At 39.4% G+C, this 17,994-nt stretch carries 19 protein-coding genes, 1 pseudogene and 1 riboswitch; of the genes and pseudogenes, 17 read left to right on the forward strand and 3 right to left on the reverse strand.

All coding sequences use genetic code 11. The features are described 5' to 3' along the window. From AC1DVB_RS19480 to AC1DVB_RS19490, 3 genes are all read left to right on the forward strand, one after another. Positions 1-416 (forward strand): SDR family oxidoreductase (locus tag AC1DVB_RS19480; RefSeq protein ID WP_477590544.1); only part of this gene is annotated, 416 nt, incomplete at its 5' end. Between the two features lie 27 nt (positions 417-443). Beyond that, positions 444-947 (forward strand): hypothetical protein, encoded by a 504-nt coding sequence (locus tag AC1DVB_RS19485; RefSeq protein WP_098936794.1) that lies wholly within the window; start codon positions 444-446, stop codon positions 945-947. Further along, a complete protein-coding gene (locus tag AC1DVB_RS19490) occupies positions 940-1,992 on the forward strand; it encodes an alpha/beta fold hydrolase (protein WP_477590546.1) in 1,053 nt (350 codons plus the stop codon). The genes AC1DVB_RS19485 and AC1DVB_RS19490 overlap by 8 nt, the downstream gene beginning before the upstream one ends. Positions 1,993-2,176: 184 nt before the next feature. On the opposite strand, the gene AC1DVB_RS19495 is transcribed toward AC1DVB_RS19490, so the two are convergent. Then, positions 2,177-2,776: a nitroreductase family protein gene (locus tag AC1DVB_RS19495; protein WP_477590548.1), complete on the reverse strand. Its 600-nt coding sequence runs from the start codon at positions 2,774-2,776 to the stop codon at positions 2,177-2,179. Between the two features lie 243 nt (positions 2,777-3,019). On the opposite strand from AC1DVB_RS19495, the gene AC1DVB_RS19500 reads away from it, so the two are divergent. The 7 genes from AC1DVB_RS19500 (at position 3,020) to AC1DVB_RS19530 (ending at position 9,438) form a co-directional block, all read left to right on the forward strand. Further along, positions 3,020-3,997, forward strand: coding sequence for a ring-cleaving dioxygenase (locus tag AC1DVB_RS19500; RefSeq protein WP_057277438.1), 978 nt, complete (start codon positions 3,020-3,022; stop codon positions 3,995-3,997). A gap of 24 nt (positions 3,998-4,021) precedes the next feature. Next, on the forward strand, positions 4,022-4,969 hold the full coding sequence (locus AC1DVB_RS19505; RefSeq protein WP_063590937.1) for a ring-cleaving dioxygenase: 948 nt from the start codon (positions 4,022-4,024) through the stop codon (positions 4,967-4,969). Next, on the forward strand, positions 4,969-5,577 hold the full coding sequence (locus AC1DVB_RS19510) for an alpha/beta hydrolase (protein ID WP_095392095.1): 609 nt from the start codon (positions 4,969-4,971) through the stop codon (positions 5,575-5,577). Before AC1DVB_RS19505 ends, AC1DVB_RS19510 begins: the two co-directional genes overlap by 1 nt. A gap of 18 nt (positions 5,578-5,595) precedes the next feature. Further along, entirely contained in the window at positions 5,596-6,204 is a 609-nt protein-coding gene (locus AC1DVB_RS19515; RefSeq protein WP_095678951.1) for a flavin reductase family protein, read from the forward strand. A gap of 235 nt (positions 6,205-6,439) precedes the next feature. Further along, a riboswitch (SAM riboswitch) is annotated at positions 6,440-6,542 on the forward strand. An 83-nt stretch (positions 6,543-6,625) separates the two neighbouring features. After that, the gene (mmuP, locus tag AC1DVB_RS19520; protein WP_477590551.1) at positions 6,626-8,020 is read left to right on the forward strand and encodes an S-methylmethionine permease; all 1,395 of its coding nucleotides are present in this window, start codon (positions 6,626-6,628) and stop codon (positions 8,018-8,020) included. Further along, positions 8,010-8,972, forward strand: coding sequence for a homocysteine S-methyltransferase (gene mmuM / locus AC1DVB_RS19525; RefSeq protein ID WP_477590553.1), 963 nt, complete (start codon positions 8,010-8,012; stop codon positions 8,970-8,972). Before mmuP ends, mmuM begins: the two co-directional genes overlap by 11 nt. A gap of 298 nt (positions 8,973-9,270) precedes the next feature. Continuing rightward, positions 9,271-9,438, forward strand: a complete 168-nt coding sequence (locus AC1DVB_RS19530; RefSeq protein WP_162878727.1) for a hypothetical protein — start codon at positions 9,271-9,273, stop codon at positions 9,436-9,438. Between the two features lie 458 nt (positions 9,439-9,896). Here the strand turns inward: AC1DVB_RS19530 and AC1DVB_RS19535 are convergent, their stop codons facing one another. Further along, positions 9,897-10,271 carry a helix-turn-helix domain-containing protein gene (locus AC1DVB_RS19535; protein WP_454861369.1) on the reverse strand — a complete coding sequence of 125 codons (375 nt, stop codon included), beginning with the start codon at positions 10,269-10,271 and terminating at the stop codon, positions 9,897-9,899. Positions 10,272-10,500: 229 nt separating this feature from the next. Between AC1DVB_RS19535 and AC1DVB_RS19540 the strand changes: the two genes are divergently transcribed. Both AC1DVB_RS19540 and aspA read left to right on the forward strand, forming a co-directional pair. Then, on the forward strand, positions 10,501-11,490 hold the full coding sequence (locus AC1DVB_RS19540) for an asparaginase (RefSeq protein WP_477590560.1): 990 nt from the start codon (positions 10,501-10,503) through the stop codon (positions 11,488-11,490). A 23-nt stretch (positions 11,491-11,513) separates the two neighbouring features. Then, positions 11,514-12,944 (forward strand): aspartate ammonia-lyase, encoded by a 1,431-nt coding sequence (gene aspA / locus AC1DVB_RS19545; protein ID WP_034307227.1) that lies wholly within the window; start codon positions 11,514-11,516, stop codon positions 12,942-12,944. Between the two features lie 278 nt (positions 12,945-13,222). On the opposite strand, the pseudogene AC1DVB_RS19550 reads toward aspA, so the two are convergent. Then, positions 13,223-13,519: pseudogene (locus tag AC1DVB_RS19550) on the reverse strand (glycerol-3-phosphate transporter); the annotation flags it as partial. Between the two features lie 206 nt (positions 13,520-13,725). Here AC1DVB_RS19550 and AC1DVB_RS19555 point away from each other — a divergent pair. The 5 genes from AC1DVB_RS19555 to AC1DVB_RS19575 all read left to right on the forward strand — a co-directional run. Next, positions 13,726-14,169: a CoxG family protein gene (locus tag AC1DVB_RS19555; RefSeq protein ID WP_477590555.1), complete on the forward strand. Its 444-nt coding sequence runs from the start codon at positions 13,726-13,728 to the stop codon at positions 14,167-14,169. Between the two features lie 167 nt (positions 14,170-14,336). Then, complete coding sequence (locus AC1DVB_RS19560) at positions 14,337-14,600, forward strand: metal-sensitive transcriptional regulator (RefSeq protein ID WP_034307218.1); 264 nt, start codon at positions 14,337-14,339, stop codon at positions 14,598-14,600. A 228-nt stretch (positions 14,601-14,828) separates the two neighbouring features. Further along, positions 14,829-16,286: a cardiolipin synthase gene (cls, locus tag AC1DVB_RS19565; RefSeq protein WP_095678953.1), complete on the forward strand. Its 1,458-nt coding sequence runs from the start codon at positions 14,829-14,831 to the stop codon at positions 16,284-16,286. A 399-nt stretch (positions 16,287-16,685) separates the two neighbouring features. Then, positions 16,686-17,435 (forward strand): (S)-benzoin forming benzil reductase, encoded by a 750-nt coding sequence (locus AC1DVB_RS19570; RefSeq protein WP_230137269.1) that lies wholly within the window; start codon positions 16,686-16,688, stop codon positions 17,433-17,435. A 186-nt stretch (positions 17,436-17,621) separates the two neighbouring features. Continuing rightward, the coding region (locus tag AC1DVB_RS19575; protein ID WP_477590558.1) for a LysM peptidoglycan-binding domain-containing protein at positions 17,622-17,994 on the forward strand (373 nt) is incomplete at its 3' end.

Here is a 17,994-nt window from a genome sequence, read left to right on the forward strand (position 1 = left end):
CAGGTACATTCCTGTTTTCACAGGCTGTAGCGAAGGTCATGAAGCAGCAAAATTCCGGAAAAATCATAAATATTGCATCGGTGTCAGGTCTTGGCGGGACGTTTCCTGAGCTTTTGGATACGATAGCTTATAACACCAGTAAGGGTGCCATCATTACAATGACCAAGGATTTAGGAGTTAAACTTGCTAGATACGGCATTCAAGTCAATGCAATTGCACCTGGATTTTTCCCGACTAAAATCACAAAGAAAATTCTTGAAAAGTCTAACTATGACATATTAGGTAAAACTCCGGCTGGCAGGTTTGGCGATGAAGATGATTTAAAGGGTGCCGCCGTTTTTTTAGCCTCACAGGCTTCTGACTATATGGTGGGTCATATTTTGATCATTGACGGTGGAATATCAGCATTAGTATAAACGGAGGAGAAAGGAAGGAAGAAATATATGGCGGAAAAATCCAATTTTTATAAAGGGCTTAAATTACTGGGCACACAAAAAGAGCAACAACTGAATAGTAAAATTCAAAATCTGCTGAATAATCGCGAATTAATCGAAAGAGTGAGCAATAATGCGCAAATGCAGGTACCAAGAATAAATAGTCTTCAGGAAGCCTCAGAAAGAATGTCCATCATCATGAATTATCCAACAAAAAAAGATGTGGCGAGTTTAGCGAAATTAGTCATCCAACTCGAAGAAAAAATTGATGGGTTGGAAGAATTGGTCTCTATACTTGTTGAGAATAGGGGCGGGAATGTCGGGGGTAATTCTTCAATTCGCAATAAAGGCAATGCCAATTCATCCCGCAGCATCAAAAAGAAATCAAGATTGGCATCCAATGAAATGGAAGGGAGTAAAAAAAGGTTATCTGATTTTATAAATAACTCCTTATTGTTAAGCTCACAACTGCCTGAGTTCAATTCAGTTGGTCAGGAGAATTCAAATGGCTAAGCGGAAAGTGCCGAAAAATCAATCTGAATCCAAAACTAAATGGCAACATTTATTGGATATTCCCAATCAGCCAATGCCTGAAATGGGACTGACTCCGAAAATAGCGGTGTGGAAAAAAAACAAATCAACGCTTTGGTTTTATCCCTCAGCACAAAAAAAATATGATGTACCGGTTTTTCTTATATATTCACTAATCAATACTCCTTTGATCCTTGATTTATCTCCGGGGAATAGTTTAATAGAATCTTTTGTAAATGAAGGTTTTGATGTGTATTTGCTTGATTTTGGAAGCCCGGGCTTTGAAGATGGTGACATATCGATCGAAGATTATATCGTCGATTATATTCAAAAAGGAGTGCAGCGTGCATTACGTCACTCTGGAGGATCAGAAATTACAGTCATGGGGTTTTGCCTCGGAGGTACAATAGCCGCAATATATGCTGCCATTKCAGACGAGCCCATCAAGAATTTGATACTTTCCGTGACCCCGGTGGATTTCAGTGCCTCGGAATTTTTTGATCAATGGCAGGGAGCGTTAAAAGAAGGAACAGCGGATTTTGACGAGACAATAGATATTTATCAAACGATACCGGCCAGTGCAGTTAAATATGGTATCAGGTTAATTACATCGCCCGTCTATATATCACCTTATTTATCTTTATTGAATCAAGCGGATGATGAAAAATACGTTCAAAACTGGCGCCGCTTCAATGCTTGGGCTAATGGGCATGTACCGTTATCCGGAGCAGCCGCAAAACAAATAACCAAGGATTTATTGATAAAAAATAGCTTGGTTAATGGTGGTTTTAAGGTAAGGGGAAAAAAAGCGAAGCTATCGAAAATTGATGCTAGTGTTTTGGTCATAGCAAGTAAGTATGATCGACTGGTCCCACAGGAAATGATTTATCCGGTAATGGAGCATTTAACATGTAAGGATAAGACATATAGCCTACTGAAAAGTGGACATGCTGCTAGACAATTTTCCTGTGTGCTCCCATATTATTTGAAGGAATGGCTGCCAGGGCGTTCTTCACCAATTCAATAAGATTAATAGGGGGATGTGAAATGTACGTGTTGAACGTCAGTGAGGATATCAAAATCATGCCGGTTGTTGAGTATATAGGCTTTGCGTCATTGATATTTTCAAAATTTTTTGCAACATTTCCGGATTACTAAAGCGAAATAAAATAAAAGGGCTGGCTCGTTAAGTAGAGCCAGTCTCTATTGTATCATTGATAATATTTCACACGTTCTTCAAGTGGTGAGAAGTCTTTATCGCCAGGTTCTGCAGTGGGTTTTCCAAAAGGCAACTGTGCGATGAGTTTCCAATCTTGTGATATATCCCATTTCTTTCTCACTTCGTCATCGATTAAAGGATTATAATGCTGAAGGCTTGCACCAAACCCCTCAATTTCCAAGGAAGTCCATACGACAAATTGTAAAATGGCAGAAGATTGGTTCGACCAAATCGGAAAATTTTCGGCATACGTTTTGTATTGTTCTTGTAGCCTATTTATTTTGGCCTGGTCTTCAAAGAATAAAACCGTTCCATAACCATTTATAAATGATCTCATTTTTTCTTCCGTTTTTGTAAAATCTTTGCCATCGGCTGCTTTTTTTAATGTTTCTTTCGTGATATCCCATAATTGGTCGTGGCTTTGACCAGTTAGTACAATCACTCTGGCACTTTGGGAGTTGTAAGCGGAAGGGGAGTATTGAACGGCATGATCGATAACTTCTTTAATCCTTTTATCAGGAACAACATGTTCCTTGCTAAGGGAATAATAAGAGCGTCTATCTTCAATTGCGCTAAAAAAATCTTTAACCATATATCACAACCTCCATTCTTATACCGATTTATTTTGGCCTGTATTTTTTATTTTATGATAAGTGAATCCGGTTGAAATTATTTGAATGAAAATGGTTGACAATTTTATCCCTGTCGTTTATCTTTAAATCAAGATATTTGCATTAAAAGTATTATGTTAGATTAAATACCTTGAATTCGAGATATTATTAGCGGATTAATTCATCTCCGTAAGGGGAGATTTATAAAGATAGGAGTGGTACGGATGGAATTAAAAGGATTACATCATGTTTCGGCGATTACAGCAAAAGCGGGAAATAACTTTGAATTCTACACAAAAGTCTTAGGGATGCGATTAATCAAAAAAACGGTGAATCAAGATGATGTTCGTGTGTATCACTTATTTTATGGAGATCAAATTGGTTCACCGGGTACGGAATTGACGTTTTTTGAAATTCCGAATGCTGCCCGCACTCATGAGGGAAACAATAGCATTTCAGAAATTTCTTTAAGGGTGAGGGATGATGAAGCGCTAGGATATTGGAAAAAACGGTTTGTGGAATTCAATGTTGAGCACGATGAAATATCGAGCCGTTTTGAAAGAAAGGTGCTTTCTTTTAAAGATCCTGAAGGGCAGAGGCTTCTTCTGGTTTCCGATCAGGATAATAACGGCGTTGATGGAGGATTTCCGTGGGATGGAAGCCCAGTGCCGCAAGAGTTTTCCATACTTGGATTAGGACCAGTAAAACTCACAGTACCCAATATTGAACAAACAGAAAGTGTTCTTATCGAGGTATTGGGGTTCAGGAAATCAGGCACATACCCATCCGCAATCAGGGGGCAAAATCCGATAGTCGTTTACGAGACAGGTGAAGGAGGAACTGGAGCAGAACTCCATATTGAAGAAAGGAATGACATACCTCGGGAAAGGCTGGGGAGGGGTGGAGTACATCATGTTGCCTTTCGGGTGGATGATGAAGAAGAATTGAGAAAATGGGTAGAAAAGATTAGTGAATCGAAATTCGTGAACTCGGGATATGTGGACCGCTTTTATTTCCGTTCACTCTATTTTAGGGAGCCGAATGGCATATTATTTGAATTAGCTACTGATGGACCTGGTTTTGAAGTGGATGAAGCTGAGCAGCATCTAGGTGAGAACCTTGCCCTGCCACCTTTTTTGGAATCGAAAAGAAAGGATATTGAATCGAATTTAAAACCACTTAATACAAAATCAACTAATTAATCAACGGGAAAGGAAGTAATCGGCATGCAAAAGCAAAATGCAGGGATACATCATATAACCGCAATTGTAGGCAATCCTCAAGAGAATGTGGATTTTTATGCTGGAGTATTGGGAATGCGTATGGTGAAGAAAACCGTTAATTTTGATGATCCAGGCACCTATCATTTATATTTCGGAGATGAATCCGGTTCACCGGGCACAATCATCACTTTCTTTCCTTGGCCTGAGGCATACCGAGGGACAATTGGCTCAGGACAAGTGGGGATTACAACATATGCCGTTCCGGAGGGTTCAATGGGCTTCTGGGAAAATCGTTTGGGTAAATTTAATATAGACTTTGAAAAGGTTTCACGTTTCGGTGAGGAATATCTTGAGTTCCAAGACCCACATGGTTTGCAACTTGAACTGGTTGAGCGTAAAGAAGGTAAAAATAGCGAGTGGTCATTCGGCGGTGTACCAGCTGATAAGGCGGTCAAGGGTTTCGGCGGAGCTGTATTATTGACGTCAAAACCGATCAAAACGATGGAACTATTAGAGGAAGTGATGGGCCTTCAAAAGGTTGGGGAAGAGGGCGATTTCATCCGCTTCAAATCCACATCGGATATCGGCAATTTGATCGATGTTAAAAAAACGGTTTTACCAAACGGTAAAATCGGAGTGGGAACTGTCCATCACATTGCATGGCGTGCGAGCGATAATGAAGATCATAAAGAATGGAGGGAGCATATCGGTAACCATGGCTATGGTGTGACACCCTTTACAGACCGACAATACTTCGATGCGATTTATTTCAGGGAAGATGGAGGCATACTCTTTGAAGTTGCCACAGATCCACCTGGCTTTGCTCATGATGAAACGAAAGAAACGATGGGCAGTAAATTAATGCTGCCGCCATGGTTGGAAGAAAAGCGGGAAGTTATGGAAAAAACGTTACTGCCGGCAGTGCCGAGAGTACTAGAGGAGGATAAATGATGAAACATATTTTTCAAAAAGGAAGTAATCCAGAAGCCCCGTTACTACTGCTGTTACATGGCACTGGAGGAACGGAAACAGATCTCTTGCCATTATCCGAAATGGTTTCACCGGGTTCGTCCGTACTGAGCGTACGGGGAAATGTACTTGAAAATGGAATGCCCCGTTATTTCCGACGGTTAGCTGAAGGGGTTTTTGATGAAGAGGATTTGATTTTCCGAACGAAGGAGCTTTATGACTTCTTGGAATCAGCGTCCGGAAAATATGACTTCGACCGTGACAGAGTGGTGGCATTAGGTTATTCCAATGGTGCAAATATAGCGGCAAGTTTGCTGTTCCATTACGAGGGGGCCTTACAAGGAGCGATTCTTCATCATCCAATGGTTCCAAGACGAGGGATTGCTTTGCCGTCCCTTTCAGATATACCTGTATTTATAGCTGCAGGTAAAAACGATCCGATTTGCCCGGCAGAAGAAACTGATGAACTTAATCAACTTTTACAGCAAGCTGGCGCTACAGTTGAAGTTCAGTGGGAAAATTACGGTCATCAGTTGACACGTTCAGAGGTTGATGCAGCAGGTTCATGGTTTCAAAAGAACTTTTTATAAGAATGAGGGGGAATGAAGATGATTTCTGTTAACCCTGAAAGTCTGACTGAACGGGATAATTATAAGTTTTTGACTGGAAGCATTATACCGAGACCTATAGCGCTGGTTACGACACAATCCGAAACCGGTACAATCAATATAGCGCCGTTCAGCTTTTTTAACATAGTCAGTTCAAATCCTCCGATGATTTCCATTTCTGTTCAACGGAAAGAAGGAGTTTCAAAGGATACAGCCCGAAATGCAATTCAAACAGGTGAGTTCGTTGTTCATATCACTGATGAAAATAATGTTGCTGATGCAAATCGAACGGCCAAGGAACTCCCATCTGAAGAAAGTGAATTGGGTCTTACTAATTTCACGCTGGCTGTTAGTGATAGGGTATCCGTACCAGGATTGGAAGAAGCGAAGGTGCGTTTTGAATGTACATTAGAGCAATCGATTCCATTGGCAGGTTCCAAGAATGAACCTGGTTGTGATTTACTGATAGGGAAAATAGTCTGCTATCATATAGAGCAAGATATTTACCATAATGGCCGTATTGACCCGAAAGGGCTAAAACCTGTAGCAAGATTAGCAGGTCATACTTATACAAAACTAGGGGAATTATTTGAAATAGAACGTCCTTAAGGAAAAAGAAAAAAATGGCGACATCTTTTAAGATGTTGCCATTTTTAAGACCAAAATGACCCCGGTTAGTTTTATTTGCCAATATAATACGCTTAGCGCCTGTTCCAAAAATAAGCAACCTTTTAATATTAATGCCGCAGACGCCATGATCGTTAGCATTTAAAAGGAAGTCTTTACATTCCGAAACAAAACTTGACAAATTTTTCATAGATTGATAAAGTTATAAAAAAATAATTTCTTATCCAGAGAGGTGGAGGGACTGGCCCTATGAAACCTCAGCAACAGGTCTACAAAGACACTGTGCTAATTCCAGGGGGTGAAACCTTGATAGATAAGACCGTACGTGTTTATTTGTCAGTAACGCACTCTTTTTTAGAGTGCGTTTTCGTTTTTTCTGGATGCAAGATTAAGGAGAGTAAGAATGGATAACAAAAGGAAGCATGATTTTCAAAGGCAAATGCAAGCACGGCATATAATAATGCTATCGCTTGGCGGGGTGATTGGAACTGGTTTATTCTTAAGTTCGGGTTATACGATTCAACAGGCTGGTCCGTTCGGAACCATCCTTTCGTATCTGATTGGTGCATTAGTGGTTTATCTAGTCATGCTATGTCTAGGTGAACTATCAGTGCATATGCCCGAGACTGGTGCGTTTCATAGTTACGCAGCCAAATACATCGGACCAGGGACAGGGTATACAGTAGCCTGGTTGTATTGGCTAACCTGGACTGTTGCACTAGGTTCGGAATTCACGGCTGCAGGATTGTTGATGCAGCGATGGTTTCCATTAATCAGTGTCTGGATATGGAGTGCTCTATTTGCCATTTTGGTCTTGGCATTAAATGCGTGGACCGTTAAGTTTTTCGCTGAATCCGAATTCTGGTTTGCGTCTATAAAGGTATTTGCTATTGTAATATTCATTATTCTGGGAGCTGCGGCAATGATAGGTTTCATTCCAATGATTAACGCACAATCAGCTCCGTTATTTTCCAATGTTACAAGTGCAGGTTTATTTCCAAATGGTGCTTTTGCCATTCTAATGACGATGCTCGCGGTGAATTTTGCATTTTCTGGAACTGAATTGATCGGAGTTGCAGCTGGAGAAACTGTGAATCCGGAAAAAACGATTCCAAAGGCAATCCGTATGACATTATGGAGATTGATTATCTTTTTTATAGGTACCATCGTTGTTTTATCCGCATTATTGCCTGTTTCGGATGCAAGCGTATTAGAGAGCCCCTTTGTTGCCGTTCTAGAACGAATTGGAGTGCCATATGCAGCGGATATTATGAACTTTGTTATATTAACTGCCATTTTGTCCGCTGCGAACTCAGGACTATATGCCTCATCCAGGATGCTTTGGTCACTTGCAGATAAGAAAACTATTTCACCAATATTTGCAAAATTGACAAAACGGGGTGTTCCCTTGAATGCAGTCCTTTTCAGTATGTTGGGCGGTGTTTTAGCACTTTTCTCGAGTATTATTGCGCCGGATACTGTATATATAGTGCTTGTATCCATTTCTGGACTAGCCGTGGTTATAGTTTGGATGAGTATTAGCGCGTCACAGTTTCTATTTCGCAGACGATATATAAACGAAGGAAACTCAGTTAATGATTTGGCTTATCATACACCATTATATCCATTCGTACCAATCGTTTCATTTATGCTATGTCTTGCTTCTTGCATAGGAATTGCATTTGATCCTACACAAAGAATAGCACTATATTGTGGCATTCCGTTTATTTTGTTTTGCTATGGAAGTTATTATCTGACACAAACCATAAAGAAAAGAGGAGTAGACCATGAAAAATAAAATTAACCCAATTGAAGCAATTTTACAAGGTCATTCAGTTATGATTTTGGACGGAGCTTTAGCTACAGAGCTTGAAAGTCATGGGTGTGATTTGGACGATCCCCTGTGGTCTGCACGTGTATTACTTGAAAATCCAGAAGTGATTTACCAGGTGCACTCTGACTACTTTCGAGCTGGTGCTGACTGTGCGATAACGGCAAGCTATCAAGCAACGGTTGAAGGTTTCGCCCTCCGCGGAATACAAGAAAAAGAGGCATTGGATCTAATCAGGAAAACGGTTTTACTAGCAAGAAAAGCAAGAGATGAATTTTGGAAGGAAGAATATCAAACGATTAGACCTAAGCCATTGGTTGCTRCATCAGTTGGACCTTATGGGGCTTATCTTGCAGATGGTTCAGAGTATGTTGGGAATTATGGTGTTTCAGATGAAGCTTTGGCGGCATTTCATCGCTCACGAATATCAGCTTTGGTTGAAGCAGGAGCTGACATTTTAGCATTTGAAACGATTCCTTCCCTGCAAGAAGCAAAAGTATTACATTCATTATTGAAAGATTATCCAGAAGTCTATGCTTGGCTGTCCTTTTCTTTGAAAAATGAAAAAGCGATTAGTGACGGCACATTGCTGGAGGAGTGTGCCAGATTGTTTGGGGACAGTGAGCAAATTGCCGCAATTGGCATCAACTGTGCGCCTGTATCAGTTATCACGGAAGCCATACAGGTGTTGCGTGCAAACACGCATAAACCAATTATCGTTTATCCGAATTCCGGTGAATCATATAATCCAGAAACTAAAACATGGCATGGTCCAGAATCATGTAATAGGCTCGATGTGAAATCTGAAGATTGGCACCATGCGGGGGCAAATATAATTGGAGGATGTTGCAGAACCGCTCCTCATCATATTGCGGGCATTTCAAGAAAGTGGCGACCTTCCGTGGTAACGTTCTCCTAGCCTTTTTTGTTATCAAAAATATTGTTATTAAATATGTAAGTAGTCGGGAAACCTATAAACAAAAAGAACAGGAATTTGGCGGTTCCTGTTCTTTTTGAGCTMTTTATTCAGATTCGAGTAATTTGAAAGGATTGAATTATTAATTTCTTGACACTTCAGAAATAAGTCGCACAAAATCAGCTGAAAATTACAGGTAAACCAACCCTTTTGCAAAAACTGTAAAAAGAGAAATTAAATCATATTTTTTTCGTGCTTGGGAAAACTAGACAAACAATGAATGGAAAGGAGAGAATGAGTTATGAGTCGTGGTAAAAATTTTAATCATAAAGAAAAAGGACATCCAGGAAATTTACCCAATAATAGAATTAGCGAAGAGAAGGAACACAGCCGCCAGTATGAACAGATTGAGGATATTGTCACTCATGAAGCTTTCAAGAATAGGGAAAAAGAAGATGAAATGCCTTAAAATATGGAAATGCAGCATATCTGTTGAGACATTATATTGAGGAATTTTCCATTTCTTTAAGGATTCCAATAATAGAAGCACATGAATTAAGACATAACGCTCACTTCATGTTGCTTCTTTTTTGATTAATTCACCGGGGGAAACCATGATCTTTGCCATGTTTTTTCTTTCATTGCAAATAGATAAAGAGKGAAAATGAATAAGTCTAAAGAGGACATCAGAAAATGAAAATGGATGATTTTTAAAAAAAACCGAATATCTTCTATATATTAGTTAATGAAATTTAAATTTCTAAACACAGAAATAATTACGTGCAACCGTCAAAATGGGCGAACCGACCTATCCTAATTGATGAAAGCCGCGGTATATTACAGTTATAATGAACATGTCAGGCAGTATAAGAACCTGCTGATGAAGTACGGTTCTTTTACCAAATACCAGTTTAAACTCAATGTCTGCTATGTTTCATTTTGTTTATCGCGATTTTTTTCCACTTCCCGTTTAGCTCTAATAAAAGCGATAAATTGAATCGTTTCCTCTTCAGAAAGGGAAATTCCATCTACAGCTAGCTTCATATCTGGTAAATCCGTTAATTCCATGACTTGAGGCGACTCATTATCCATATCCTTAGATTGATAATCCACTCGACCCAGAATGTAATCAGTTGAGGTATCATATAAGCCTGCCAATAAATTAATCGTTTCTAATGAAGGGCGGCGGTGGCCCGATTCGTAACCGGCATAGGTACTTTTGGCGATTCCGAGCCTGTCAGCGGTATATTGCAAAGACCATCTTTTGGACTTCCTTAATGTAGTCAATCTATTCAAAATCATTATTATTACTCTCCTTTTATATAAATCCATTATAACATCATATTGAAAAAAGTGTACGCGTAATGAATAACTTTCGCTTGATTTCACTATGAAACATGACTATAATTACATGTGTTGTACGCGTTACATGAACATTTACAGCGGAAACATCCTTTTCTGAGATATTAGAATGATAGTGAAACAGGGAGGCTTATTAGGGGGTAGTATATTGGAAAAGTTAAAATCAAAAATGAAGAAGTTGATGTTGCTTACTACAGGTGGTACAATTGCATCGTTAGAAGGAAAAAATGGACTTGTTCCAGAAATGAAAGCTGACGAAATTTTAGGCCACCTACCGGGATTGGATTTACTATGTCAGATTGATAGTAAGCCTTTGATGAATATTGATAGTACAAATATGCAGCCGGAAGATTGGACAGAAATGGCACAATCCATCCATAAGCACTACCATGATTATGATGGCTTTGTGATTACCCATGGAACAGATACTATGGCTTACACTTCTGCTGCGCTCTCATATATGTTACAAGATTTAGGGAAACCAATCGTCATTACTGGTTCTCAGGTCCCGATTGCCTTTAAAAAGACAGATGCCAAAAGGAATATCTCTGATGCGATCCGGTTTGCTTGTGAAGATATTGGAGGAGTATATGTTGTTTTTGATGGCAGAGTCATTCAGGGTACGAGGGCCATTAAATTGAGAACGAAAAGCTATGATTCGTTTGAAAGTATTAACTATCCTTATATTGCGACCATATTCAAAGATAAAATTGAGTATCTAAAGCCAGTTCATTCACCAAAGAATAAGGAAGCTAAGTTGGATGCTTCCCTATGTAMTGATGTTGCTTTAGTCAAGCTGCATCCCGGTATTAAGCCTGAATTCTTTGATTTCCTGAAAAATCAATGTCGGGGAATCGTAATTGAAAGTTATGGAAGCGGTGGTATTCCATTTCAAGGAAGAAACATTTTAGAGAAATTGAATGAGTTAGTACAATGTGGAATATCCGTTGTCATTACTACCCAATGCTTAGAAGAAGGGGAAGATATGGATATTTACGAAGTGGGACGAAAAGTGAACAAGAATGTCATCATTCGTTCCAGGAATATGAATACAGAAGCCATCGTTCCTAAGTTGATGTGGATATTAGCGAAGACGCAGGATCCTAAAAAAGTGAAGGAAATGATGGAAACACCGATTGCAGAGGACATTACATTCTAGAACAAACAAAGGGGCAAGAGGAAATGTTGATAGAAGAGAAAACATACCGAATCGAGAAAGACTTTCTTGGGGAAAAGGAAATTCCAGCAGATGTTTATTATGGTATACAAACTTTACGCGCAGTGGAAAATTTTCCGATTACCGGTTACAAAGTCAATGAAGAAATGATTCGTGCACTGGCCATGATTAAAAAAGCGGCCGCTTTAGCGAATATGGATACCAAACGGTTATATGATGGTATTGGAAGCGCTATCGTCAAAGCTTCTGAAGAAGTGATCGATGGAAAGTGGCATGAATATTTCATCGTTGACCCAATTCAAGGCGGTGCGGGGACATCGATGAATATGAATATTAATGAAATCGTTGCCAACCGTGCGTTAGAACTTATGGGACACAATAAAGGTGATTATGTACATGTTAGCCCAAATAGCCATGTTAACATGTCTCAATCAACCAATGACGTATTCCCAACTGCCATTCATTTATCAACATTGCGTCTTTTGGAGCAATTGTTACAAACAATGACTAAGATGAGTACGGTTTTAAAGAAAAAAGCAAAACAATTTGATCATGTTATCAAAATGGGACGCACACATCTTCAGGACGCAGTGCCTATTCGCCTTGGTCAAGAATTCGAGGCTTACAGTCGCGTTTTGGATCGGGATATAAAAAGAATAAGTCAATCACGTCAACATTTATATGAAGTGAATATGGGAGCAACAGCAGTGGGAACGGGATTGAACGCAGATCCGCGTTACATTGAAAACGTTGTTACATATTTAGCTGAAATCAGTAACTTGCCGCTTGTAGGAGCAGAACATTTAGTAGATGCAACCCAAAATACGGATGCATACACTGAGGTATCAGCTTCATTGAAAGTATGTATGATGAATATGTCTAAAATTGCAAATGATTTACGTTTGATGGCTTCAGGACCGAGAGCGGGATTAGGAGAAATCACACTTCCAGCCCGTCAACCAGGTTCATCCATCATGCCAGGTAAAGTAAATCCAGTCATGCCAGAATTAATTAATCAAGTCGCTTTCCAAGTAATCGGGAACGATAATACGATTTGCTTAGCATCAGAAGCGGGACAACTAGAGTTGAACGTAATGGAGCCAGTGCTTGTATTCAATTTGTTGCAATCAATCAGCATTATGAACAATGCTTTCAATGTCTTTACAGATTATTGCTTGGAAGGCATTGAGGCTAATGAGCAGCATTTAAAAGATTATGTCGAACAAAGCGTCGGAGTGATTACAGCAGTCAATCCGCACCTTGGGTACGAAGTGGTTTCACGTATTGCCCGTGAAGCGATATTGAAGGGGAAATCAGTTCGCGAACTTTGTTTACAATATGATGTGTTGACAGAAGAAGAATTGGATCTGATTCTAAATCCTTATGAGATGACAAAACCCGGAATAGCGGGGGCTTCTCTTTTTGATCGGCAATAACCAGTATTTTGGTAGAAAACGTGAATCTATATGATTTTTGATATAATGACTATGCCTTTAGGACCGTTGGTATAAAGGCATGGTCATTTTTTATATGCATTTCAATAAGGTATGTCAAACAAACGTCCGTCAACTTCTTTTTACCATAGATAACTTAATATTCAGTTATTGCGAGCAACAATCTAATCATGGATCGGTTTAACTGACAGTAGAAAACCCATCCCCCTTAGAATATATCCAGGGGGATGGGGAAACTTGAGCTCAATAATATGCCTGTTTTAGCCCTTTACCACTTCCTGTCCTCGAACATTCCAAGTACATGCAAAGACCACTACTGCCAGTACACAAGAAATCGTAAATAATGTAAAACCTGCATTCCAGCCTAAAAAGTCAACTACGTATCACATAATGGCATTAGCCGCCACAGATCCACCTAGATATCCAAATAAGCCAGTCAGTCCTGCAGCAGTGCCTGCAGCTTTTTTAGGAACTAAATCAAGTGCTTGCAGACCTATTAACATTACTGGTCCATAAATTAAGAATCCAATCGCAATTAGGGATATAATATCAATCATTATTGTTCGAGTTTGTCTAAAGTCTGAGGCCCAGCAATAAAAAACGATCGTCCCTTTTTTACAGGGCGATTCTTTGCTGTTATTATCTTTAAATGATATCTTACACCGGGAGAATTTTGTTCAAGATTCTAATCGTACCGTTCTATTCAGTATTGTTCAGCCATACATTACAAAGATGTAAATAGAATGATTAAGGGGGAACTGATTTGTCAGAAGGTGTGCATAGTATCATATTACCTGTTTCCAAAAAAACGGTATGGGGTTTTGTAAGTAGCATAGATCGTTGGGCACCTCTAGTCCCAGGATATATCAATCATGAGATGTTAAATGAGCGGACACTTATTTGGGAGTTTAAAAGCGATTTGGGATTAATGAAGAAGAAAATTAAACTGGAAGTGAATATATTGGAATGGATTGAACCAGATAAGGTAACATTTAAGCTTAAGGGATTAAATGAAAAATTTGAAGGGCATGGCTATTTTTTAGCGGAAGAGTGCGGAATTGGACAGACTAAAATGACTGGCTGCCTGGTGATTACGGCAAAAGGCGCTAAAGCCCCTATCGTCAATGCTTTGTTAAAAACCTACGTTCCCCAAATGACGATCGATTTTTCTGAGGCAGTTGCACAAAATCTCCTTGTACAAAAATAGGAATTACATATTGGAGTTTTATTGGTTATTGGCACTTGACAATTATACCTAGGTGGTATGTATTATAAATTGTAAGATTTTTATCAAACCTTCATTTCGTCTGAAGGGGTTTTATAAAGGATGTATGGATAGGATTCATAAGTAATAGGCAGGGTAGGAGGCCTCACATGGAGTACGATAAGCAGGTTAAAAATAGAGTGAAGCGAATTGAAGGACAGCTTCGCGGGATTTTGAAAATGATGGAGGATAATAAAGATTGCAGGGATGTAGTAACTCAGTTATCTGCAACCAGATCTGCAATCGATCGGACGATTGGGGTAATAGTAAGTTCCAATCTTGTTGAATGCGTCCGGGAGGCAAATGAATCCGGGGAAAAGAATCCCGAAGAGCTAGTGAAAGAAGCTGTGAATTTATTAGTGAAAAGCCGGTAAGCAATTATTTTTTTGTTAAATTGGAATTTTTAAAACAAATATTATTAGACTGCCTGGCCAATCTGAGAAATTTTAGTGTCCGGGCTGGATGGATTTTTTAAAATGGGCCTCTACAAGAAGAGGTCCATTTTTGTGAATTCTCTGTTTTCATTTCTGATAAGCAAATCCTTTGATATAAAGAATTTGCATGGTATCCTTAAAGGGATAAAAATTTAGTGAGGGTATGCTATGGAATTTACGCATGTTACATCGGTTTTGCTCGGCCTCGTCATCATTCTAAATATTTTATTTGCAACGATTGTCATATTTTTTGAAAGAAGGGAAGCGAGCACGACCTGGGCGTGGTTATTGGTTTTATATTTTTTGCCTGTAGTCGGTTTTATTTTATATCTGCTTTTTGGAACAAGTTTAAGGCATGCACACTTATTCCAATGGGAGGATAAGAAGAAAATCGGGATCGAAGAAATTATTGATAAACAGATGGAAGAGCTTTCAACGAATCATTTTCCTTTTCGAAATGCTTCTTCGAGTAATTATCGTGATTTGATTTATATGCATCTCCGAAACAATGATGCCGTACTTACTGAAGATAATCAGGTCGATATTTTTACGGAAGGGAAAAATAAGTTTGACCAGCTTTTTAAAGATATCGAAGCGGCCGAAAACCATATACATATACAATATTACATCATTCAAAGGGACGGCCTGGGTAAACGATTCATTGAAGCTTTGACTAAAAAAGCGAATGAAGGCGTCAAAGTTCGGCTGCTTTATGACGAATTGGGATCTAGAGGGATGACTAAACGTTTCTTCAGGGAATTTAGGCAGGCTGGAGGACGAGTGGAGGCATTCTTTCCATCCAAATTAAAATTTATAAATTTACGACTGAATTTCCGTAACCATCGAAAGCTCGTCATCATAGATGGAAAAGTAGGCTATGTTGGCGGCTTTAATGTTGGTGATGAATATTTAGGGCTTAATCCAAAATTCGGTTATTGGCGTGATACACACCTTCGTATAGAGGGTTCGGCTGTCAAGGCCATTCAAACTCGGTTTATCCTGGATTGGAATCAGGCATCAAAGCATCATGATATAACTTATCAGCCTCATTATTTCCCTATTGTAGAGACCCAAGGGAATATAGATTTGCAAATAGTGACAAGTGGGCCGGATTCTGAATGGGAACAAATTAAAAATGGCTATATTAAATTAATTTCATCAGCAAAGAAATCGATTCTCATTCAAACACCTTACTTCATACCGGATGCCAGTTTATTGGATGCAATCAGGATAGCGAGCTTATCAGGGGTAGATGTGAAAATCATGATTCCGAATAAACCTGATCATCTATTTGTTTATTGGGCAACGACTTTCAATGCTGGGCAGCTATTAAGAGCGGGTGCTAAGGTATTCATCTATGATAACGGCTTTATTCATGCGAAGATGATCGTGGTGGACGAAGAGGTCTCCTCGGTGGGGACAGCAAACATTGATGTCCGTAGTTTTAAATTGAACTTTGAAGTCAATGCCTTCATTTATGATGAAGGCATGGCCGAAACACTGACTAGGATTTTTTATAAGGATATCGATGTATGCAGGCAGCTTACAATTGAAGAGTTTGAAAAGCGATCAAAGTGGATTCGTTTTAAAGAGTCCATTGCAAGGCTGGTATCACCGATATTATAATATTTTAAATAAACGAACCATTACTACATGGTCTGTTCAGACTGTAGACAAATTCGAAAAATCGAGTTTGCCTGCAGTTTTTATAGTACGGAGCTTGATTTCAGAAATTCCATTTCAGTTGTAGACCATTGTTACTCATTGAGTTTGCAAAATCGTTGACTTCCTCTCCAGGCACTCGCTTTCCGCTGCGGGGTCTCCCTAGGACGCGCTCTTCCCGCAGGAGTCTTGCACACCACTCCAATCAACTTTGCTTTATTTTAGATGGAACTTCTATTGTCTCAAAGTCAATGATTGAGGCTTCCTGCATTTTTAGTCTTATCCTAGAATCACGATATGTGGTGAGACCATTCCGAACTCGTTTTGGTACAATAGTTTATATCCAGAAAAGGGGGAAAAGCTGTGAAAACGTTTATAATCACAGGAGCTTCAAAAGGWTTAGGTGCTGCAATCGCAAAAGGGTGTTTGCAGACAAGTGATCATTGCATTTTAGTTTCCCGTACGGCCCATCCTGAAATGCAGCGGATTGCTGACGGTTACGGGACGAAACTTACATTTATTTCGCTGGACTTGAATGAAACTGAAAAGTTGCCGTCCTTAGTCAATGAGATTCTTACTGAAGTCGATGATACAAGTGACATTTATTTCATTAATAATGCAGGTGTCATTGAACCTATTAAGCCGGTAGGAAACCTTGGTATAGTAAATTTGGAAACGAGCATGCGGGTGAATTTCATGGCACCCATCGTATTGGCTGATGAATTCGTTAAACAGACAAAGGACTGGAACAGAAAGAAGGTATTGGTCAATATATCTTCAGGAGCAGCAAAAAATCCTTATCATGGCTGGGCAGCCTATTGCAGTACTAAGGCGGGGCTGGAAATGTTTACACGGGTTGCAGGGTTGGAACAGGATAAAACGTCTTTTCCTACGTCTCTCATTTCTTTTTCACCAGGGGTAATGGATACGGGGATGCAAGGGACAATCCGATCAGCAGACGAACGGGATTTTGCCGATCGAGACAAATTTCATGAATATAAAGAGAAGGGCATATTAAGAAGCCCCGAATTTGTAGCAGATAAACTTTTGCAGCTGCTTGAAGCAGAAGATTTGGAGAATGGGAAGTTCTACGACATTAAGAATTTACTTTGATGTATAGGAGAATATGGCTTATAGCTTGGGGGTGTCCCTTTGGACAGCCTCTTTTTTTTGTGATCCTTTATTCCATTAAAAAAAGACTAAAAAACCAGAATATCATCATTAGGAAATGTGATAATTCGTTCTAACCAATTACCTGAATAACATAAACTTTTTTGGAGGGAGTTTGGAGGGTTTTGAATGACGATCGTTATTGTGAAAAAAGGTGACAGCCTTTGGGAAATTGCCTCGAAAAATAAAGTTGCCCCATCGAGGATAATTGAAGTCAACGGATTGGAATCAACAGCTTTGGTTCCTGGTCTGGCATTGTATATACCTAATGAAAAAGCGGTGAATCGAAGGTATCTAATTAAAAGTCAGGATACCCTTACTAAAATCGGCAGTCGTTTTGGTACGAGTGCAGCGGCAATCAAGGAGGCAAACCCAGGAATCTCTGAAAACTCGCTAAAAGTCGGTACGGAAATTTTGATACCGTCTCCTTACAAAAATCAATTGATTACGCTGGGTTTTGCCTTCCCGACTTCAGGTGGAGTCGTCTTTGAAACACTTGAGC

It is taken from the genome of Peribacillus sp. P4_D6 (genome assembly GCF_056401795.1).